This window comes from Lysobacter sp. GQ73 (assembly GCF_059758755.1).
Genome location: NZ_JCAXEE010000001.1, coordinates 174,835 through 195,859 on the forward strand (window position 1 = coordinate 174,835; position 21,025 = coordinate 195,859).

General features: G+C 67.2%; 18 protein-coding genes. 11 read left to right on the forward strand and 7 right to left on the reverse strand.

Features of this window, described 5'->3' with window-relative positions; translation table 11 throughout:
* Positions 1-5: 5 nt before the first annotated feature.
* A complete protein-coding gene (locus AC6CH2_RS00715; RefSeq protein ID WP_498267501.1) occupies positions 6-848 on the reverse strand; it encodes a class I SAM-dependent methyltransferase in 843 nt (280 codons plus the stop codon).
* Between the two features lie 292 nt (positions 849-1,140).
* Between AC6CH2_RS00715 and AC6CH2_RS00720 the strand changes: the two genes are divergently transcribed.
* The 4 genes from AC6CH2_RS00720 to AC6CH2_RS00735 all read left to right on the forward strand — a co-directional run bounded on the left by AC6CH2_RS00720 (position 1,141) and on the right by AC6CH2_RS00735 (position 6,283).
* Positions 1,141-3,213 carry a M13 family metallopeptidase gene (locus AC6CH2_RS00720; RefSeq protein ID WP_498267502.1) on the forward strand — a complete coding sequence of 691 codons (2,073 nt, stop codon included), beginning with the start codon at positions 1,141-1,143 and terminating at the stop codon, positions 3,211-3,213.
* A 251-nt stretch (positions 3,214-3,464) separates the two neighbouring features.
* Entirely contained in the window at positions 3,465-3,887 is a 423-nt protein-coding gene (locus tag AC6CH2_RS00725) for a YqaA family protein (RefSeq protein WP_498267503.1), read from the forward strand.
* 343 nt (positions 3,888-4,230) lie between these two features.
* The gene (locus tag AC6CH2_RS00730; protein ID WP_498267504.1) at positions 4,231-5,664 is read left to right on the forward strand and encodes a glycosyltransferase; all 1,434 of its coding nucleotides are present in this window, start codon (positions 4,231-4,233) and stop codon (positions 5,662-5,664) included.
* Positions 5,665-5,680: 16 nt separating this feature from the next.
* On the forward strand, positions 5,681-6,283 hold the full coding sequence (locus AC6CH2_RS00735; protein WP_498267505.1) for a DUF6445 family protein: 603 nt from the start codon (positions 5,681-5,683) through the stop codon (positions 6,281-6,283).
* A gap of 66 nt (positions 6,284-6,349) precedes the next feature.
* Here AC6CH2_RS00735 and AC6CH2_RS00740 read toward each other — a convergent pair whose 3' ends face one another.
* Complete coding sequence (locus AC6CH2_RS00740; RefSeq protein ID WP_498267506.1) at positions 6,350-6,580, reverse strand: DUF4287 domain-containing protein; 231 nt, start codon at positions 6,578-6,580, stop codon at positions 6,350-6,352.
* A gap of 201 nt (positions 6,581-6,781) precedes the next feature.
* On the opposite strand from AC6CH2_RS00740, the gene AC6CH2_RS00745 reads away from it, so the two are divergent.
* From AC6CH2_RS00745 to AC6CH2_RS00760, 4 genes are all read left to right on the forward strand, one after another.
* A complete protein-coding gene (locus tag AC6CH2_RS00745) occupies positions 6,782-7,702 on the forward strand; it encodes a M14 family metallopeptidase (protein WP_498267507.1) in 921 nt (306 codons plus the stop codon).
* A gap of 240 nt (positions 7,703-7,942) precedes the next feature.
* On the forward strand, positions 7,943-8,338 hold the full coding sequence (locus AC6CH2_RS00750) for a YciI family protein (protein WP_498267508.1): 396 nt from the start codon (positions 7,943-7,945) through the stop codon (positions 8,336-8,338).
* Positions 8,339-8,932: 594 nt separating this feature from the next.
* Complete coding sequence (locus AC6CH2_RS00755; protein ID WP_498267509.1) at positions 8,933-9,904, forward strand: GIY-YIG nuclease family protein; 972 nt, start codon at positions 8,933-8,935, stop codon at positions 9,902-9,904.
* 254 nt (positions 9,905-10,158) lie between these two features.
* Positions 10,159-10,839, forward strand: a complete 681-nt coding sequence (locus AC6CH2_RS00760) for a class I SAM-dependent methyltransferase (protein WP_498267510.1) — start codon at positions 10,159-10,161, stop codon at positions 10,837-10,839.
* A gap of 41 nt (positions 10,840-10,880) precedes the next feature.
* Here AC6CH2_RS00760 and phaZ7 read toward each other — a convergent pair whose 3' ends face one another.
* Positions 10,881-11,975: an extracellular native short-chain-length polyhydroxyalkanoate depolymerase PhaZ7 gene (gene phaZ7 / locus AC6CH2_RS00765; protein WP_498267511.1), complete on the reverse strand. Its 1,095-nt coding sequence runs from the start codon at positions 11,973-11,975 to the stop codon at positions 10,881-10,883.
* 331 nt (positions 11,976-12,306) lie between these two features.
* On the opposite strand from phaZ7, the gene AC6CH2_RS00770 reads away from it, so the two are divergent.
* Positions 12,307-13,092: a restriction endonuclease gene (locus tag AC6CH2_RS00770; protein WP_498267512.1), complete on the forward strand. Its 786-nt coding sequence runs from the start codon at positions 12,307-12,309 to the stop codon at positions 13,090-13,092.
* Between the two features lie 148 nt (positions 13,093-13,240).
* On the opposite strand, the gene AC6CH2_RS00775 is transcribed toward AC6CH2_RS00770, so the two are convergent.
* From AC6CH2_RS00775 to AC6CH2_RS00790, 4 genes are all read right to left on the reverse strand, one after another.
* Positions 13,241-14,866: a proprotein convertase P-domain-containing protein gene (locus tag AC6CH2_RS00775; RefSeq protein ID WP_498267513.1), complete on the reverse strand. Its 1,626-nt coding sequence runs from the start codon at positions 14,864-14,866 to the stop codon at positions 13,241-13,243.
* Positions 14,867-15,262: 396 nt separating this feature from the next.
* On the reverse strand, positions 15,263-15,676 hold the full coding sequence (locus AC6CH2_RS00780) for a hypothetical protein (protein ID WP_498267514.1): 414 nt from the start codon (positions 15,674-15,676) through the stop codon (positions 15,263-15,265).
* A 52-nt stretch (positions 15,677-15,728) separates the two neighbouring features.
* Positions 15,729-17,180 (reverse strand): T6SS phospholipase effector Tle1-like catalytic domain-containing protein, encoded by a 1,452-nt coding sequence (locus AC6CH2_RS00785; protein WP_498267515.1) that lies wholly within the window; start codon positions 17,178-17,180, stop codon positions 15,729-15,731.
* Positions 17,181-17,334: 154 nt separating this feature from the next.
* Positions 17,335-18,444 (reverse strand): alpha/beta fold hydrolase, encoded by a 1,110-nt coding sequence (locus AC6CH2_RS00790; protein ID WP_498267516.1) that lies wholly within the window; start codon positions 18,442-18,444, stop codon positions 17,335-17,337.
* A 344-nt stretch (positions 18,445-18,788) separates the two neighbouring features.
* Here AC6CH2_RS00790 and AC6CH2_RS00795 point away from each other — a divergent pair, with 344 nt between their 5' ends.
* On the forward strand, positions 18,789-19,217 hold the full coding sequence (locus tag AC6CH2_RS00795) for a VOC family protein (protein ID WP_498267517.1): 429 nt from the start codon (positions 18,789-18,791) through the stop codon (positions 19,215-19,217).
* A gap of 559 nt (positions 19,218-19,776) precedes the next feature.
* Entirely contained in the window at positions 19,777-20,940 is a 1,164-nt protein-coding gene (locus AC6CH2_RS00800) for a M23 family metallopeptidase (RefSeq protein ID WP_498267518.1), read from the forward strand.
* Positions 20,941-21,025: the final 85 nt, after the last annotated feature.

Below are 21,025 nucleotides of genomic sequence, written 5' to 3' on the forward strand. Positions count from 1 at the left end.
CCGCCTCAGCGCCGGGTGCCCAGCACGCCATCCAGCGCCAGCTCGGCCTTGAACCCGGCCTTGTCGAGCCGCTTGGCCACTTCGCGCGGGACATCGCGGCCGCTGGTGAGTTTGTTCGGGCTGCCGGTGTAGTGGAACAAGCGCCCGCCGCGGCGCAGCACGCGTGCGAGATGGTCGTAGAAGGTTTGCGAATACAACTCGCCGGCGATGCCGAATCGCGGCGGGTCGTGGAGCAGGGCATCGACCGAGGCATCGGCGATCCCGGCGATGGCCTGCGAAACGTCGGCATGGGTCAACTGCAGGCGGCCGCCGCTCGTGGCCGCTTCCGGGTCGGGCGACCAGGGATTGAGGGTGCGCAGCCACAGCACGTCTTCGTTCTTCTCGAAGGACTGGATCCGGGCGGCGCCGGCTTCGAGGCAGCAGGCGGCGAAATAGCCCAGGCCGCCGCAGGTGTCCAGCACGACCTTGCCGCGCGGCTCGACCAGGGCGACCTTGCGCTGCGCGTCGTCGATCGGCGAGGCCTTGGAGGTGGGCAGCATCTTGATGCCGTCGATCTCGAAGGTCGGCGCGCCCCATTCGGTCGGCACCAGCTTGATCAGCGAGCCGGAGAAGCGCGACACCGGCGCGAACTCGTCGCCGTCCCAGTGGTAGATCGTGCGGTCCTTGAGCTTGGACGGATACGGATAATGCCGATCGCGCCAGCGCCAGGTCTCTGCGTCCAGTCCTGCCTCGCCGCTCGAACGCCCCAGGTCCAGCGAACCGGTCCAGGTGCCGGCGCCGCCGGCGCGTGCGGCCAGTAATGCGTCGGCGTCGGGGCGGGTGAGCAGGGGACCTGAGTAATGCGGCACGGCGGGGTATTTCCTTGGGGATCGACCAGAACAAGCGCCGAACGGGCGGGCATGCCCGTTCGTGGGACGGAACGATAACGCGGCCGGTCGATCGCAGCCAGGAAGGCTGCCGGGAGCCGCGCGGCTCGGTTTTAGGAATGCGCGGCGCTGGCGCGTGGGGGCTTGCAGCGCCGAGGTTCGGCAGGATGGCCTGCGGCCCGGTGGTGTCGTTAATGGAGCGGCCCAAACCAACGGCCTACGACAGCCCGGGCCCGGCTGCGCTAGGCTGCGGCCTTTCCAGCGGGGACCGCATATGAAGCCTTCACGTTTGAGCCTGGGCCTGGCGCTTGCCGTCGCGCTGGCTGTTCCGTCCGTCCACGCCGCCGACTCCGCGACCGGCGCCGCAGGCAAGGGGCAGCCCCGGCTCGGCAGCTTCGGCGTCGACCTGTCCTCGCGCGACACCCGGGTCAAGCCCGGCGACGACTTCAACCGCTACGTCAGCGGCCACTGGCTCGACACCTATCAGCTGAAGGACTACGAGACCTCGTACGGCTCGTTCAACATGCTGCGCGACCAGTCCGAGGCGCAGGTGCACGCAATCATCGAATCGCTGCAGCAACGCAAGGATCTGGCACCGGGCAGCGACGCGCTGAAGCTGCGCGACTACTACGCCAGCTACATGGACCGCGCCGCCCGCGACGCCGCCGGCATCCGCCCGCTGCAGCCGGTGCTCGACCGCATCGCCGCGATCGACTCGAAGGACGCGCTGATCGCCGCCTTCGGCAACACCGACCTCGACGGCACCACCGCGCCGCTGCGTTTCGGCGTCGACCTGGACCGCAAGAACCCGGACCAGTACCTGGTCGGCCTGCGCGTCGGCGGCCTGGGCTTGCCGGACCGCGACTACTACCTCAACCAGGATGCGCGCTTCGTCGGCATCCGCACCGCCTACCTCGCCCACATCGAGCGCATGCTCGGTTTCGCCGGCGTGAGCGATGCGAAGGCGCGCGCACAGGCGGTGCTGGCGCTGGAGACCGAGCTGGCCAAGCCGCAGTGGGAGCGCGCCAAGCTGCGCGACCGCGACAAGACCTACAACGTCGCCAGCTTCGCCGAGCTGGCCAAGCAATACCCGGGCTACGACTGGGCCGCGCAGGTCAAGGCGCAGGGCATGCCGGCGCTGGACCGCGTCAACGTCATCACCCCGAGCGCGGTGCAGCCGGTGCTCGACACGATCGCGGCCACGCCCTTGGCGGTGTGGCGCGATTACCTGAGCTTCCATGCCGTGCGCAACAACGCGCCGCTGCTGAGCCGCGAGATCGACGATGCCTCGTTCGCCTTCACCGGCACGGTACTCAGCGGCCAGAAGGCCCAGCGCGACGATTGGAAGCGCGCAGTGGCCACGGTGGCCGGCAGCGACGGCCTCGGCGACGCGATGGGCAAGCTCTACGTGGAGCGCCATTTCTCGCCGCAGGCCAAGGCGGCGATGCAGGCCTTGGTGGAAAATCTGCGCAAGGCCCTGCGCAGCAACATCGAGAAGATCGACTGGATGGGCGAGGGCACCAAGGCCGAGGCCTACCGCAAGCTCGCCAGCTTCCGTCCCAAGGTCGGTTATCCGGACAAGTGGCGCGACTACGGCAGCGTCGCCATCGTCCCGGGCGACCTGATGGCCAACGTCATGCAACTGCGCCGTTACGGCCGCAACGACCAGGTCCGTCGCATCGGCACGCGTCCGGACCGCGACGAGTGGTTCATGACGCCGCAGACGGTCAACGCCTACTACAACTCGACCTTCAACGAGATCGTGTTCCCGGCCGGCATCCTGCAGGCGCCGTTCTTCGATCTCAACGCCGACCCGGCGGTGAACTACGGCGGCATCGGCGCGGTGATCGGCCACGAGATGGGCCACGGCTTCGACGACCAGGGCAGCAAGTCGGACTACGCCGGCATCCAGCGCAACTGGTGGACCGACGCCGACCGCGCCGGCTTCGAGCAGCGCACCCAGGCGCTCGGCGCCCAGTACGACGCGTTCTGCCCATTGCCGGGCCAATGCGTCAACGGCGCGCTGACCATGGGCGAGAACATCGGGGACGTCGGCGGCATTTCGATGGCCTACACCGCCTACCAGCTCAGCCTCGGCGGCAAGCCGGCGCCGGTCATCGACGGCCTGAGCGGCGACCAGCGCTTCTTCCTGTCGTGGGGCCAGATCTGGAAGGGCAAGTACCGCGACGAAGCGCTGCTCAACCAGATCAAGACCAACCCGCATTCGCCCTCGCAGTACCGCGCCAACGGCCCGTTGCGCAATTTCGACCCGTGGTACCGCGCGTTCGACGTGAAGCCGGGCGATGCGATGTACCTGCCGCCGGACAAGCGGGTGCGGATTTGGTAAGGGCAAGCTTGCCGAGATAGGAAGCAAGACGAAGCTCGCGCGAGCGGGCTTCGGTCCAAGGCGAATGCTCGTGGGACCAGCCCCCGTCGGGCAGGCGCTCGCAAGATAGATGCGCGAAGGATGGGGCAGCTTCCGGGTCCCGCCTGGAACGAAGGAGCGCTGCCCCGTTTCGTTTCCGCTCTTGAAATTCGGGCCTGCGCGCGGCGGCTTCGCGCACGGAGCATTGCAGCCGGGACGCTAGAATGCCGGCGATGGCGTATCTGGGACTGTTCCTCACCGCGTTCGTCGCCGCCACCTTGCTGCCGGCGCAATCGGAAGCCCTGCTCGCGGGGATGGTCGCGGCCGGCTATCCGCCGTGGTGGCTGGTGCTGGTGGCCAGCCTCGGCAACGTGCTCGGTTCGACCGTCAACTGGTGGCTCGGGCGCGAAGCGACGCGTTTCAGCCGGCACCGGTTCTTTCCGATCAAGCCGGCGGCGCTGGCGCGCGCCCGCGCCTGGTACGGACGCTACGGCAAGTGGACCTTGTTGCTGAGCTGGCTGCCGATCGTCGGCGACCCGCTGACCTTCGCCGCCGGAGTCATGCGCGAGCGACTGCGGGTGTTCCTGCCGATGGTGGGCATCGCCAAGACCGCGCGCTACGCCGTGCTGGCGGTCGTGGCCATGCGTTATGCCTGAGCGCGTGGAAGGTCGCCCGGGTATCGGCGCGATGCCGCGTCGGTGCGTGGCGCGGATCGTCGACGCTGTGGCCGGTGGCGTCTGCAATCGATAGGACGATTCGTCCGCGTTGCAACCAAAAGCCACCGGTCCGCATCTACTGCTGTCAAGACCCACAGGGCAGTCTCGGCTCGCTCCAATGGGGCTTGTAGAATGCGCCCATGAGGCGCCGACGCGGCCTTCGTTCGCCGCTGCGGCATCTTTCTTGTCCTTAAGGTTTCGCTGCCCGCGCGTGCGCGGGGTTCGGCCAGGACGAGAGCGGTCGCCGCGCTCGTGCCGAATTCATCAACGCAGGGATGTAGGAATGGCTGGCTCTATCGCATTGATGCTGTCGAAGACCGGCGGCCCGCCGTTTCATGGCTCGGTAGGCTACGTCAACGACAGCATCGGCACGATCCTCGTCCGCCACCGCTGGCGGGTGCGCGCGTTCGAGCCGCCGCGCGGCGACCTCGGCGAAGAGGCCATGCTGCCGTTCGCGCTGAGCGCGCGCCTGGCCGCGCTGGACGCCGCGTCGGCGCCCGACGTGGCCCTGTTCGACGGCGCCGGCACGTCGATCCGCACGCCCAGCCGCGGTTGGGCGCGGCGCAATCTGATGCTGTATCACGGCCTGGCCTTCGGCACCGGCGTGTGGATGACCTCGCGCGACATCGACCTGCATTGCGCGAACTCGCCGTACCTCGAACGCACCCTGCGTGCGACCTTCGCTTTTCCCAACTGGGCTGCCCGCAGTTGCCTCAACCCGCACGGCATGCGCGCGCTGACCAGCCTGCAGCTGCCGGTGCCCTGCGTGGAAAGCCCCGACGGCCATCCCGGTTTCGGCTACGGCGCCGACATCCCGCCGCAGATCCTGCGCCGGCTCGAAGGAGAATTGATCTGGGGTCATGCCTTGCAGCCGGGCAAGCAGGACTGGTTCGCGACCTTGAGCGTGATGTACTGGCTCAACGAGTTGCGCGGCGGCCCCAGCGCGAAGGGCGTCAAGCTGCTGGTGGCGGAATCGTCGTTGACCCCGGACGCGCGGCGGGCGATGGATGCGATGCTGGCGGGGAGCGGGCGCTGCTGCGACGACTACTTCGTGCCGGTGCCGAACCTCAACCAGCGCGCCTTGTTCCGGCTGATGCGCGCCAGCCACTTCGCTCTGGCCTATAACCGGTTTCCCGAACCGTTCGGCTTCTACGTGCTGGAGTCGGTCCACAACGGCTGTCCGGTGTACACCAACGGCGTCGGCAACAACCGTTTTCTGCTGCCGCCCGGGCACGGCATCGCCGTGCTGGAAACGCCGGCGATGGCGCCGCAGGCGGATGGCCGCCAGGACCCGGCGGCCTATCGCGTCGTCGCCGAACGGATCCTTGGGGACCTCGGTCGGCGCGAAGCGATCGCCGGGCAGTGCCGGCGCGGCGCGGCGCTGATCGAAGAGCGCTGGTCGATCGCCGCGTTCGAGCGTAGCCTGCTGGCGGCGCTGGACCGTCTGGAGCAGCCCTTGCCGCCCGAGCCGGATTTCGAAACCCTGCAGGTGCAAGCGAGCCCGCTGGTGCGTAGTCTGGACGCCGGCGGTCGCAGCCTGAACGATTATGCGAGCACCACGCTGCGGCCGGAGACGGTCGCGCTGGCGACGCAGTTGCTGGGGCAGCGCTGCGCCGACCTGGCTTCGGACGAGATGCAACGCATCGAGGCCGAGCATCGTCTGTTCGCCGGCGGCCTGTTGACTTTGACGTCGGGTCCCGCTCCGCTCCCTCACTGATCGTCCTGCCGCTGACATGCCCACTTCCCTGATCGTTGTCGACGACTTCTTCGAGCGCGCGGACGGGCTGCGCGATGCGGCCTTGCGCCTGACCTATCCGGACCAGCAGGGTGCGTTTCCCGGGCGCAATTCGCTGGAGCGGATCGAACTCGACGGGCTGGCGCAGTACGTCTCCAGCATCGTCGGCGAGCGGCTCAAGGTGATTTCGCCGCTGGGGTCGCATGCGAAGTTCCGCATCACCCTGGGCTCGGACCTCGGCCGCGGCAAGGTCCACGTCGACCCCGGCTATTGGTCCGGCGTGCTGTACCTGAGCCGGCCCGAGGACTGCCGCGGCGGCACCGATTTTTTTCGCCATCGCCGCACCAACACCGATCGGCGGCCGATGAACGAGCGCGAGCTGGCCGAGCTGGGGTATTCCTCGATCGACGAGGCCCACCAGGACATCATCGAGCGCGACGGCCTCGACGACAGCTGTTGGGAAACCACCATGACCGTGCCGATGCGCTTCAATCGCCTGGTCCTGCTGCGGCCGTGGCTGTGGCATACCGCCGGCGCCGGGTTCGGCGACAACCTGCACAACGGCCGGCTGGTGTACCTGATGTTCTTCGAAGCGGCGTGAGTCGCCCGAGGCATGGCGCGCCTTTCCGACGCGCCCGGCCGCTTGCCGCCGCACGGGACAGCGCCGTTACCGGTCGCCTTCCTTCTTGCTGCCCTTGAGCAGGGCGACGATGGCCATGGCGTGGCCGTGGCCGAGTCCGAAGTCCTGCTTGAGCCAGTCGATGATCTCGCCGGCCTTGACGCCGGGCCTGAGGCCTTTGGCGTCGGCGAAGCCTTTGCCGGCGGCGAGCGTGCGGAATTGGGCCGGGGTCTTGCCGGTCTTGGTCTGGATATTGTCGAGATACGCCTGGAAGGACATCGGTGGGGCTCCTGGGGTGGATGGGCGAGGGGTGGGCCGGTACAGCTTTCCGGCCCTCTTGCCTGATCGACGAACCAGCACCCGCCGGATCGACACGACCCGCGATGCCCGCGCGCTTTCAATCGACGGACCCGGCCGCCGGGCGCATCGGGGGGCGGTGCTAAAATGCCCGCCTTTCCGGATACCCGAGCGAGCGACGCGATGACTGCAGCAGCCTTCTACCCGATCGGCACGCCCGGGCAGCCCTGGGGCGCGGCGGAAGTGGCGCAGTGGCGCGCCAGCCAGGTCCGCCATCGCAGCTACCAGGCCGACGTGGTCGGCGCGATCGAGCGGCTGCGCTCGCGTTTCGAGGTGGTCGAGTACGGCCGCCTCGACTACGCCCCCGACAGTTACCCGTTGTTCGCGATCAAGAGCCGCGACTGGCAGGACGGCTTGCCCTGCATGCTCGTCACCGGCGGCGTGCATGGTTACGAGACCAGCGGCGTGCACGGCGCGCTGGCGTTCGTCGAGCGCCATGCCGCGGACTACGCCGGCCGGGTCAATCTGCTGGTCGCGCCCTGCGTCAGCCCCTGGGCCTACGAGCGCATCCATCGCTGGAACATCGATGCGATCGACCCGAACCGCTCGTTCCGCGCGGACAGCCCGGCCGAGGAATCGGCGGCGCTGATGCGCCTGGTCGCGCCGGTACGCGCCGAGGTGCTGATGCACATCGACCTGCACGAAACCACCGACAGCGACGAGTCCGAGTTCCGCCCGGCGTTGGCCGCGCGCGACGGCAAGCCTTACGAGCCCGGCGAAATCCCCGACGGTTTCTATCTGGTCGGCGACAGCGAAGACCCGCAACCCGAGTTCCAGCAGGCGGTGATCGCCGCGGTCGAGAAAGTCACCCATATCGCCCCGGCCGACGCCCGCGGCGAAATCATCGGCGCGACCGTGGTCGCCCACGGCGTGATCAATTACCCGGTCAAGTCGCTCGGCCTGTGCGCCGGCATCACCGATGCCCGCTACCGCACCACCACCGAGGTCTATCCGGACAGCCCGCGCGCCACGCCCGAGCAGTGCAACGCCGCCCAGGCCGCGGCGGTGTGCGCGGCCATCGATTTCGCCCTGGCGCACCGCTGAGCGCGGCGCCGGCCCGCGGCCGGCGCTGCTGATCGCTATGGCCGCCGCAGCGGCTTCTCTCGCCTGGACGGATATGGAGCCGGCCGCATGCGGCCATGCGCCGTTCTCCGGCGGCGTGTCGCTGGGCATGTGGAGGGGCGTGTCGATTTTGGCCGCCCTGGTTCGTCGTCGAGACAGGAGCGGGTTCCATGCGCCGGAGTTCCGGCCGCCGCGCTCCATCGCGACCACCAGGAGAGCTGCATGCGTTTTCTTTCGATGATCCGGATCGACGAAGCCACCTGCGAACCGCCCAGCGAGCGGTTGCTGGCAGATATGGGCAAGTTGATGGAGGAAATGACCCGGGCCGGAGTATTGATCGGCACCGCCGGTCTGGCCCCGAGCGCCGACGGCGTCCGCCTGCGCCTGCGCGGCGGCAAGATCACCGCGACCGATGGCCCGTTTACCGAAGCCAAGGAAGTGATCGGCGGCTATGCCTTGCTGGAGGCGGCCTCGAAGGAGGAAGCGATCGCGCATACCCGCCGTTTCCTGGAGGTGCACGGCGACGGCTGGGACATCGAGTGCGAATTGCGCCAGTTGCAAGGCGACGCTGACGGCGGTTGCGGCGCCGAGCCGGTTCGAGCCGACCCAGCCCGTTAACCGAGCCGGTTAACTGTGCCGGCCGACTCAGCCGGCCACCGAGCCGGGCCAATCTTGAACAGACCGAATCGATCGACCCGGCTCGGCTCGAGTAGACGCCGAGCGAGCGCTCAGCGGCCGGGGGCGCTGCCGGGCACCAGCCGTACGCCGCGCACGTCCTCGGCGCTCGGCTCGCGCGGCACCGCGCCCGCGCGGGTGATGGTCGGCGCTGCGGCAGGCCGGATGGCATAGGGCGAGATCGCCTCCAGGCTGACGGCGCTATCGCCGCTCGACTCAAACCTTAGGCAGCGTCGGCGGTTCGCCGCCGTAGGCCGGGCGTAATCGTACTCGAACCCCGTGACGACACCGGCCGACTAAAACCGCCATCGCTGTCGGCATAGAGTCGAAAGGCCGGCAAGGACTGAGGTAAGAGGCCACCGGCCGGCAGACTGGTCCGCCGATAGCGAATGGCTCTCGGTCACAGGATTCGGCGATCCAAGCTGGGGACGGGCCGATTGCGCCAGGGCCGTTCTGTCGCGGCTTGCCAGGACTTTCGTTTATATGGATTCTGTCGTCGACGTTCGCAACACTTCAATCACCGAGCGATAGAGAGCGATGATCGGACAGAAGCACGGGCAGTCGATGGAGCTCTTCTTCGTCGACGGACGTAGTGAGGGGATGATGACGGCCACGATATTCAATTGGACCGGTCATGTTCTTCTCGCATCGCGAGCTCAGATGCCGGACGCATTTCGGCGGCCGGAAGCCTCGCGCACAGGCGTCTACCTGCTGCTTGGCGAGGACGATTCCGGTAAACCCCGGGCCTATATCGGTGAAGGCGAAGATATCAGCAGCCGTATTCGTCGCCACGACGTCGCGAAGGGTTGGTGGTCACGTCTGGTGATGGTGACCTCAGCCGAGAATTCACTGAACAAGGCCCACGTCAAATATCTCGAAGCCCGTCTTGTCCAGCGTGCCACAGAGGTGGGGAAAGTCGAGCTGGACAACACGGTCAAGCCCAGCCTGCCGTCCATGACCGAATCGGCCTTGGCCAACATGGAGAATTTCCTGGAGTATTTGTACGTGCTTCTGCCTGCGCTACGTATCGATTGCTTCGTCAGTGAAAGGCGTGCGGTACCCGTTCAGAACGCCGTGCCGGTCGCCGCGGCGGCCGGGCGTTGTCCGGTCATTTTTGAACTCAAGAGCCAACGCAGGGGTGTCGATGCCATTGCAGAACTCGTTAACGGTGAGTTCGTCGTGCAAGCGGGTTCGATCGCACGAGGCGACTGGATGGGCATCGGCTCGGAAGATTCGAGTTACGCGCGACTGTACGCCGAACTGCGCCGGACTGGCGTACTGGCGCAGCACGGCGGCCATTGCGTTTTCAATGACAGCTATGCATTCAATAGCCCTAGCGCCGCGGGCGCGGTAGTCAACGGCCGGCCAACGAACGGCACCGCAGAGTGGAAGCTCAAGGGCACCGATGTGACATACAAGGAGTGGGAAGCAAGGCAACTGGACGACGAACTGCTTCACGGTCGGGCTGCCGCGGACGCGATGGCGGCCGATGCCGTCTCGTTGGCTTGATCGGAGACGGTGTCCAGCCGGGATCGATGCTCGGAGCCCGTGGCGGGCGTTCCATCGTCGTGTGGATACTCGCGCCCTGAATCGGGTCGGGCGGTTCTGTGGGATTAGCCTCACGGCCCGCCTGACAGGTGTAGGATGTCATCGGTAAGCCGTTCCAATCGCGCGTTTCGCCCGACCGATCCCTGATCGCTCGCTTCGCTCCCTTTCACGCGTCATCGCCCTGATCCAGGGGGACGCCCACTCGGGAGCGGCCGGTGCCGGGCTATACCACCCGCCAACTCTCGTTGACCGTAGGCGGCGACGCCTGGGGGCTGCGAGTGCTGAGCGACCTGCAGCAGTTCAGCGACCCCGACGGCCACGGCGAGCGCCTGGGCATCTCCGCCGCGCAATGGAGCCTGTTCGGCCAGGTCTGGCCGGCCGGGCAGTTACTGGCGCAGGCCATGCACCGTTTCGCCATCCGCGGCCAGCGCATTCTCGAGCTCGGCTGCGGGATCGGCCTGGCCAGCCTGGTGTTGCAGCGGCGCGGGGCGAACATCGTCGCCAGCGACGTGCACCCGCTGACCGAACCCTTCCTGTCTTACAACGCCGCCCTGAATGGATTGCCGGCGGTGCATTACCGGCATCTGCGTTGGGACACCGCGCTGCCCACCTTGGGACGCTTCGACCTGATCATCGCCAGCGACGTGCTGTACGAACGCGACCAGGCCGAAGTGATCGGCGAAGTCATCGCCCGGCACGCCTTCGACGATGCGCAGGTGCTGATCACCGACCCCGGCCGCGGCAACAGCGCGCGCTTCACCCGGCTGATGCTCGCCCAGGGTTACTCGGTCGAAGAGCGGCGCTGCCCGATGAACGACATGGATCTGCCCCCGCATCGCGGGCGCTTGCTGCATTACAGCCGCGGCGGCGCGGGGCGCGGCGGGTTCCAGATCTGAGACGAACGCGGCTCCGGCGAGCCTGACGAATTGGCCCCGGGTCAGCGATTCACCGCCGGCCCGTTGACCCCCACATACCCGTTCGCGCAACCGGTCGTGCAGGTGGTCGCCAGCATGTTGTAGACGATCCGGCCGGCATTGGTCTTGGAGCGGAAGTGGCCGACGCCGTTGCTGGTGTCGCCGCCGCCGGCGTTGTAGGGGCTGCCGTCGCTCCAGTCCCAATCGTAGGCATAAGCGGTGCTGCCCACGCCGATGTCGACCTGCGCCTTGACGTTGCTCGCGGCGTTGAACAAGGCGCCGGCGCTGCAGCCGGCCGAGTAACTGGTGGTAAAGCACTGCACTTGGTCGTGCAGGCCGGCGGTGATGCTGTAGAAGGCGATCGAGCCGTACATCGCCGGCATCGCGCGCAGGCTGTTGCTGCCGCTGCCGGTCCAGCGGTTGTAGCCGTAATAGGCGACGCCGCTGCTTGGGTACAGGCCGAAGGTGTAGTAGTCGTACGGAAACACGTAGGCTTCGGCGTTGCAGGTCGGCGCATACGGCGACTGGTAGCCGGTGCTGAGACAAGTCTGCAGGCCGCGCAAGCCGCCGCCGATGTTGACGAATCGGCGCACGTTGGCCTGGTAACCGTAGTAACGCAGCATCGCCAGCGACATCGACGCGCCCAGCGAATGGGTGACGAGGTCGACCTGGCTGCGGCCGGTATACGTCTTGACCTTGTCGATGAAGGTCTTGAGCACCTGGTACTTCGCCGGCTGGTGATAGTTGTACTGCGGCGAGCTGCGTTCCTGCGCATCCAGGTAGGTCACCCCGAACAGTTCGCAGTCGTTGTAACCGCGCGCCTTGAGTTCGTCGTACACCGAATGGGCCGGTGCGGCGTAGCCGTTCACCGCGGCCGGCGGCATGTCGAAGCTGAGCGCGCTGTCGCCGTTGCCCGCGACGAACACGACCGGCGTGCGCGTGGCGATGCAATCGCCGCCGCCGAACCCGCCGCTGCCCACGCCGGGACTGAAACCGCCCGCGTACTGCGACGCCGTGCCCTGGCAGGTGTAACCGTTGTTGCTGCCGCAATCGAGCGCCCGCGCCGTCGACGGGGCGAGCAGGGCCAGGCTGCCGAGCAGCGGCAGCGCGGCCGCCATGATCAGCGCCTTGGCGCGGTTGCGAGCGTAGACGGAATCGGATGGACCGAGGCGAACCCTCTTCAGCGCGATGCGGACCATGAGTGCTTCCCTCCCCAGGGTGTCGGTTCGACGGCGACGGGCGCCGGATCGGACCGATGCTGGACCCGCCCGATGGGCTTGGGTATTGCACTAAAGGGCGAGGCCGGGCGTTCATGCAGCCGGCCGCCGTTTGGCGGGTCGGGAGGCGCCGATACCGATAATCGCAACGATGTAGCCTGCCGACATCAGGCCAATCGAATGACGCCATCGACCTAGGTTATCGTTCTGCATGGACCGCTCGAGGGCAGGTATGAACGGACTCAAGAATGTGCGCCAGCGTCGCGACGACGCTTTGGCCAGAGTTGACTGGTGCCAACTGGAGGTATTGATCGCGGAGCATTACCGCAGACAGGGTTTTCGCGTCGAACACGTGGGAACGGCGGGCACGGGAGCGCGTTTCGACGGCGGCATCGATTTGAAGCTCCATCGGGAGGATGAGTACATCCTGGTTCAGTGCAAACACTGGAATGCCAAACAGGTTCCCCATAATGCCGTGCACGAGTTGCTGGGCCTGCTGGTCAATGAAGGTGCGACAGGCGCGATCCTGGTAAGCAGTGGCGAGTTCACTCGCGCTGCGATCGATGCTGCAACCCGCCAGGGGCACGTTCAACTGGTAGATGGCGATGCGCTTAGGCGCATGCTGGGTGCGCGCCTGGATCGAATCGGCGCGTCGCAACTCACCGTGCGCGCAAGAGCGAACGGCAAGCGGGGGCGTGTTGATCGAGCTTCACAGCGCGCGACCAATGCCATGTGGTGGCTGTTTTCGCTGCTGAGCATGTTGGTTTTTCTATGGCTGATCCAGACCTTGCTGCAGCGCACGGCCGGCACGGCAGGATCGGCTGCGCAGCGCCCGGAACACAGGGCGGTGCCAATGCCCTCCGCACGCGAAGAAGACGATAGGCCAATGCGCAGTGCGATTCGGTATGGAGAAGGGTTGCCCAAGCGGAAGCAGGCGACCGCCGGCGAGATCCGCGAAGCGCGACGCCGAGCCGACGAATCTCAGCGGATTATCGAACAATCGACCCCTGAGATGTAGCGGCCGGGCAGACAGGCAGGCGCCACGGTCAGGATCTTGAAGGGCTCCGAATCAAAAAGGGCGCAGCGAATAACCTCCCTGCGCCCTTCCCAATGCGCTCGCCATCGAAGCCCAGAACGCATCTATCGCGCCGCCGGCGCGGCATTCATCAGAACTGCAGGCTCCACCGGTCGATCTTGCCGACGTCGGCGCGGGCATTGTCGTTGACCAGCAGTTTCCAGGTACCGTTGGCCGCCTCGCTGGAGGCGTTCACGGTGTAGGTCTTGATGAGGTTGTCGGCGCTGCCGCCGCTGCGGTTGTGCAGGGTGTAACGGCTGCCGTCCGGAGCCACCAGGTCGACGCGCAGGTCGCCGATGAAGGTGTGCTTGATGTCGACCGCCACCTTCAACGTCGCCGGGGCATTGCCGGGCAGGCCGCTCACGACGATGGGGCTTTCGACGCTGCGCAGGTCGAGGATCGGATAGTCGCCGGCATTCTCGAACAAGGTCTGGCCATTGACCGCGATCTGCTTGCTGACGCTGTGGCTGGCGCCGTCGTTGTCGGTCACGGTCAGGGCGACGGTGTAACTGCCGCCCTGCTCATAGCTGTGTTCGGGATGGGCCTGGGTCGACTGGTTGCCGTCGCCGAAGTCCCAAAGATGCGAGGCGATGACGCCGTCGCGGTCGCTCGACGCGTCGGTGAAGCTCGCCTTGAGCGCGTCGGTGACGACCTGGAAGTCGGCGACCGGCGGGTACAGCACCTTGAGTTCGTCCGCGCCGATATCGACCGCGACCGCGCCGTCGCCGTTGCCGTCGATGAGGCGTTTTTCGCCGTCGATGTCGGTCGCGGGCAGGAAGTCGGCGTTGGCGCCGGCATCGACCGCGGGCGAGGCGGCGGCGAGGTGGTAGTTGCCGATGGCGGGGGCGACGAACAGCGGGTCCGCGGACAGATTGCCGTTGAGGCCGGTTTGGTCGGCCACGCCGAGGTAGTTGCTGGTGTTGTTGAAGACGAGGTTGTGCTTGAACAGCGGATGGTTCGCTGCAGTGCCGTTGACGATCTCGAAACCGACCGCGTTTCCGGCCAGGATGTTGTTTTGGTACAGGTGCAGGTTCGAGTTGACCTGGGCGCTGACCTTGATGCCGGTGCGATTGCCGACGATGGTGTTGTTGGACACCTGCGGGCTGTTGCCGGCCGGCAGGGTCATGGTAATCGCCCGGCAGGGGTTGTCGACGATCAGATTGTTGACGATGTCGGGCGAGGAGCCGTTGACGAAGGTGATCACGCCGGACAGGTGCTGGGAGTCGCAGCTGTTGTTGCGGAAGATGTTGCGTTCGATCAGGGCCGAGGAGCCGTTGCCGCCGATTGCCGCGCCGTAGCCGCCCGAGGTCTGGGTGTTGCTGTCGAAGATGTTGCCGACGATGCTCGGCGAGGCGGCGAGGATGTCGATGCCGGCGCCGAAGCTGGCGCGCCCGTTCCTGATGGTGAAGCCTTCCAGCCGTGCGGCGGGGCCTTCTGCGCTGTCGAACACCAGCACGTTGCCGGCACTGCCGCCGTCGATGATGGTCGACGCCGGCCCGCCTTCGCTGATCACGGCGATGGCCTTGCCGTCGTAGTTGAGCCGTTCGGGGTAGTTACCGGGCGAGACCAGCACGGTGTCGCCGGCGACGGCGGCGTTGATGGCGGCCTGGATGGTGGGATAGTCCGCGGGGACCCGCAAGGTGGTCGCGGCCGCGGGCAGGGCCAGCGACAAGGCCAGCGTGGCGAGGGCGGTTTTCTTCAGTTGCGTATGCTTCATACCTGGTCCTTGGTGTGATGGTCGGGAGGTGCGATCGGCGTCGTGCCGGCGCGCGAACGGACACGCTCGAAGCCGCCGTCCGCGGAGGCGGGCGTGCGCGTTCGATACGGTCGTCGGGCCCCGGAGCGACGGGACATGAGGGCGGACCGAGGGGCGGTCCTGAGCATGTCCCCATGCACTGTAGGGCAGGGGCGTCGCAGGGGATGAGCCTCGTGATTGCGCGGTTGCGGTCGACTGCACCGGGGCATGGATCGCCGCCGCGCAGCGATCGTCCCGGTTGCGCGATCGCGGCTCGCGCCGCTCCTGCTCCAGAGCGGTTTGGTTTGCTTTTGCTCGAGCAACAAAAAAGCCGGTCTCATCGGAGCCCGGCCGGATTGGTTTGCAGCCGGCGGCGGTTTACTTCGTAACGCGGCACCGGCTCAGCTTGAGGCCCTGCACGACGGTGCCTGCATTGCCTTCGTTCGTGCACTCGAACACCAGGGTCGAGGACTTCTGGAACGGCTTGATTTCGTTGCCCTCGAACTTGGCCTTCAGCGCTTCCTGGTCGGCGACCTCGAAGGCGGTGTCGAACATCGCGCCGTCCTCGGCGATCGCGCCGAAGTAGGTGCCGCCGGGCTCCGAACCCATGCGCATCAGTTGCCCGGAGAAGGCCAGGCGGCGCCCGTCGTACTTCTTGCCCGCGGCCTCCGGGTTCGCGGCGTATTCGGCGGCGATTTCGTTGTAGCTCAGCACGGCGGTCTGTGCGTGAGCGGAATGGGCGCCGAGCCCCAGGATGGCCATGGCCGCGAGGGCCGCCGGTCGAACATGCATATCGATCGCCTCCGTATATAGTCGGGTAGGCTCGATGAGCATGCCGAGGCTGTCAAGTTCGGTGCGGCGCCGGCTCGGGACACGATGCGGTATCGGCCGCCGCGTAGTAGCGGGCCAAGCGCGCGTCCAGGGCCAACGCTTCCGGGCGATAGGGGCGGACTTCGCCGCAGTGGCGTACGGCGGTCAGCTCGAAACGTTCCAGCACGCTGCGGTGCAGCGGGGCGCCGCGGGCTTCGATCCGCGGCTTGGGCTTCCAGCCGATGCGCCACGCCTGCGGCACCCAGTCCGGATAGCGCTCGAGCAGGCGCTGGATCTCGCAATGCTGCATACCGCCCGCGCAGGGGAACAGGTGCAGGCGGCTGCGGTCGACCAGCACCGGATGCGGCAATTCGGCGGTCTGTTCCAGCATCCACGACAACGCGATGTCGGACAGCCGCGATTCGTCTTCGTCGTAACTGCCGCCGATGTCGGAATGGCAGCCGGCGAACCAGACCTGGCGCAGCCACTCCGGCTCGCCCGCCGGGTGTTCGACATGCTGGCCCTTGACGCCCCATTCGACGCGGGCGAAGTCGGCGCGGCGCTCGTCGATGGACAGCGCGTGGCGCGCGTAACGCACGCGGCGGCCGAGCAGGCGATCGTAAAAGCCCGAGCGCCAGCCGGCGAAATGCCAGCGGAAGTCGCCCGGGTTGGGAAAGTCGCGGATCGAGCGGTAGTGCTGCTTGAACAACGAGTAGACGCCGGCCAGGACCAGCGCACCGAGGTAGGGGACGATATAGCGGCCCAGGCCGAATCCGTACAAGGCCGCGCACGGTGCCAGGATGGTCAGCGCGACCAGCAGCGAGACCATGACGGCGCGCAACAGGCCCTTGGCGCCGAGCGCGGCGACGGTGTCGAACACGCCGATGAAGTACGCAGGGACGTTCGATTCGCCGTCGACATCGGAGCCGTACTTGAGCCGGAAGCGCCGGGCCTGCTCCTCGCGTTCGGCCAGGTACTTGCCGCGGTCCTTGCCGGCGCCGTGTTCGTAGACCTGCAGCACGGCTTCGCGGGCGATCCGCATCAGCCCGCGGCCGTAGCGCGGAATCGGCTTGCCGTCCGCGCCGTGCGTGGGCACGCCGCACAGATTGAGCACGCCGCCGACGCAGCGCGCGGTGTAGGCGCCGCGGCTGAAGCCGAACAGATAGATGCGGTCGCCGGGCTCGTAGTGTTTCAGGATCGCCGCATAGCATTCGACGATGTTGGTGCTGATGCCGGTGCCCATCGCCGAGCTGAAGAACTTGCGCAGGCTGCGCAAAAAACCCAGGCGGACGTGGCCGGCATCGGCGTCGGTGCCCAGGCCGGCGTCGTAGAAGGCGACTTGTTCGGCCGGGTCGATCGGGCTCTCGGGCCCGTTGCGGGTGGCCCGGTACAGCTTGTACACGTTGCTCAGGCGCTGGTCCGGTCGCAGTCCGCCGGCCTGTCCGGTGCCGTCGGCGAAGATGAGGATGTTTTTCGATCGGTCCACGGCCGACATCGCGATCTTCCCTGAAGCTCTCTGGCTATGGGGTGCAACGCGGATCGGGGCGGCGGTCGGCCATGGCCGTGCGAGAGGGATCGGATCGGCCGCTGTCGCCAGCGCCGGCCCCGCGCCTGCAGCGGCGCCGGCTTCGCTGCGCCGCTTACTGCGGCGGCGCATCGTCCTTGGCCAGCGGGCGGACGTAGGCCAACAGGCTCGCCAGCACCTTGCCGGGTTCTTCCCACTGGATCATGTGCGAGGAGTGTTCGAACCATACCCCCTGCTTGTACGGCGCCTTGACCCGGGCCAGCCAGTCGGCGGTCGGCTGCGACGGCGTAGTGTAGTCGTGGCGGCCCATGAACATCACCACCGGGATCGGGAATTCGCGCACCTGGCTGAAATCGACGGTGACGAACTCCGGCAGCACCCGGCCCAGGGTGAACTCGTTGCCGCGGTCGACCGCGGCGCGGTCGCAGTCGTTGTACTCGGGCGACAGCAGCGGCGCGCGGTAGAAGTACGCCGACTCGGTGCGGTAAGCGGTCAGGCCGCCGTAGTGCTGCGACCATTTGCGCGCGGCGATGATGCGCTCGCGGGTGATCGGCCGGTCGCCGGGGTAGGGCGCGATCGCCTCCATTTCCTTGACCGCTTCGGTGTTGCCGTGGAGCTTGGCCTGCTGCAGGCCGTAGTCGAAGCTGATCCGCTCGTTCTCGCGGACATTGATGGCCTGGCCGATGCCGATGTAGGCATGGAACAGGTCCGGCCGCTTCAGCGCCGCGGTCATCGCGACGATGGTGCCCCAGCTGTGGCCGGCCAGTACGACCTTGCGCTTGCCGTAGCGCTTGCGCACGTACTCGGCGATTTCGATGGCGTCGTCGGCGTAGCGTTCCACCTGCAGGGTGTCGGCGTAGGCCTGCGGGTCGTGCGAGGCGAAGGTCTTGCCGGCGCCGCGCTGGTCCCAGTTGACCACGGTGAAGAACTCCTCGATCGGGCGCTGGAACTGCCACATGGTCGGGATCAGCGGCGAGGCCGGGCCGCCGTGGGCGAACAACACGATGGGGTTGGCCTTGTCCTGGCCGCGCACGCTGATCCACTGGTCGATGCCGCCGATGCGCACGGCATAGGCTTCCTGGACCCCGTTCGGGGCGACGATGCGGCTCAAGTCCCGGATCACCGCGCGGGCGCGCTCGTAGTCCGAGGTGTTCTTGCATTCCTCGGCCAGGGCGAAGCCGGGAACGGAAAGCAGCAGGGCGAGCAGAGCGGGCATCGTTTTCATGGGCGGTTTTCCGGAGCGGTGATCGACAGGGCGGCGCGGCGAGGGCGTTCGAGCTGCGGGCCGGCCAGGCCGATTCCCTGCTGCGTGGTGCAAGTGATGCGGCGATGGCGGCGGCGGTTGCACGGGATGTCGAATACGTGAGGTGTGCTGAGCGGGCCTGGACGGGGCGACCGCTGGCCTCGCGATGCCAGGCGCGGCGGCTGCGTCCCACCGGGCGTGCCCTGTCGAAACACGGTCTTCACTCAGGTTTGTTGATGCGGGCCGTAAAACGCTCAAGGATTCCGGCCCTATCCGCCGTTTCCCGCGGGCGGGCCCGACGACCACACGACGACGGGAGAAGCGCCATGGAAACGCAGGAACTGCACCGCGGCCGTCTGATCGACCACATCCAGTTGGTGGTGGCCGATATCGAGGCAAGCCGCAAGTTCTACACCGCGGTCTTCGCCGCCCTGAAGGTGCCGATGGCCGGCAGCGGCGACGATCATTTCTGGGCCGACGAATTGTTCGTGTCCACCGCCGACAGCCCCGCGGCCCAGGGCCGCCTGACCGGACGCCACCACATCGCGTTTCAGGCGCAGGACTGGGCCATGGTCGATGCGTTTCACCGCGCCGCGATGACCAACGGCGGCAAGGACAACGGGGCGCCGGGCGGCCGAGACTATCACCCCGGCTATTACGCGGCGTTCGTGCTCGATCCGGACGGCAACAACATCGAGGCGGTGTATCACGGCGAGGCCGAGCGCAGCGCTGCGTCGGTGAAGATCACGTTCTGAGGCGGGCCGGCGGTACGCGGAAACAGCAAGTCCGCCTGGCCCCCCCACGCCAACAGGGGATCGGCGTGGGGATGGCCGGGGCGATGATTCGGAACGCGCACGCCCATCGTCACGCCCGAACGCAACGGGTTTCTCATCCGGAAAACCGGGTCGAATGCCGGCGGTGAATACGCACTCTTGCAGTGCGGTAGACATTGCCCATAGCGGTTTTCAGACAGCGCAGCCGCACATCGCGAAGACGGATTAACGTGCTGTGTGAGCAGCCTGTTCGCGGCCTGTTCCCCGGCGATGAAACCCGATACGCGAATGACATCGAATATCGCCGCCGCGCCGCGCGCGTATATGACGATTCGAAATGAGGGAAGTGCAAGGCCAGTCTCACCGCAAGTGAGCAACCGCGCTTGGATCGCACGACATCGGCATTGACGGTCCCTAGAGTCGGGGCATCGCATCACTCAGGGTGGCCGATGCGAGCGAGCAAGCGCACTGCACTCGATGCCGGGTCCGTCGTTGCGGACAGGGGCATGCACGCCACCCCTCAATCGACGAGAACGATGCGATGAAGGCGATTTCGAAAGCACGACTGGGTTTGTTGGCCGGCTGCATCGCGGCGGTCATCGGCGGCGCGGCGACGGCCGGCGGGCGCGATGCGACCGCCGCGGCCGGCCTGAGCGGCCAGGACCTGGTGTATTCCTACGACGAAATGTTCGACTTCGACACCGCGGCCTACCTGGCCAAGCACGCGCCGCACCTGGTGCGTCACAGCGAGTCGATTTCGCACTGGGCCGGTTACAGCAGCATCAGCCCGAAGGTGTTGATCGCGCTGATGGAGCAGCAGAGCGGCGTGGTTTCGCGCCAGCGCGCCAGCGCCGACGCGATGCGCCGCCCGTTCGGCAAGCTGTCGGCGGCGAAGGACTTCAACGGCCAGACCCGCGAGGTAGCCACCGCCTTGCGCCAGGCCCTGTACGAACAGGAAGACGCTTCCCTGGCGCCGCAGGGGCGGGTGCCGCTGGCGCGCACCAACCCGCTGCAGGCCCTGTACCTGCAGGCCGGCGAAAGCCAGGCCAGCGCCGCGCTGCGCGGCGACGGCGAGTTCCAGCAGGTTTACGGCCGCTTGTTCAACGAGCCGCGCAAGGCGGCCGCGCCGTCGGCGCGTTTCGCCGACACCAGCGACGTCAACGCCCTGGCCGGACCGGCCAACGGCTTCCTGCAGTTCCCGTATCCGCGCGGCCAGTCCTGGCACGTGGGCGGTGCGCATACCAACACCGGCTCGGGCAATTACCCGATGTCGTCGCTGGACATGTCGCGCGGCGGCGGCTGGGGCAGCAACCAGAGCTCGAACTGGGTGTCGGCCTCGGCCGGCGGCTCGTTCAAGCGCCATTCTTCCTGCTTCGCCGAAATCGTGCACAGCGGCGGCTGGTCGACCACCTACTACCACATGATGAACCTGCAGTACGGCACCGGCGCGAGCGTCGCCGCCAACAGCCGGGTCGGCAATCCGGCCAACACTCGGGCGCAGGCCTTGTGCAACGGCGGCGCCTCCACCGGCCCGCACGAGCATTGGTCGCTGAAGTACAACGGCAGTCACTACCACCTCAACGGGGTGTATCTGTCGGGCTTCCAGATCACTGCGCTGGGCAGCAGCTACGACACCAACTGCAGCCGCTTCTATTTGACCAAGAACGGCTCGCGCTATTGCTCGGGATACTTCACCAACCCCTGAGCCGGCAGGCGGAGCCGGCGTGCTCGCTGCCGCGACGCGCCGGCGCCTCGTCCCGCCCGAAACTGCATGGCTTCGGGCGGGATCT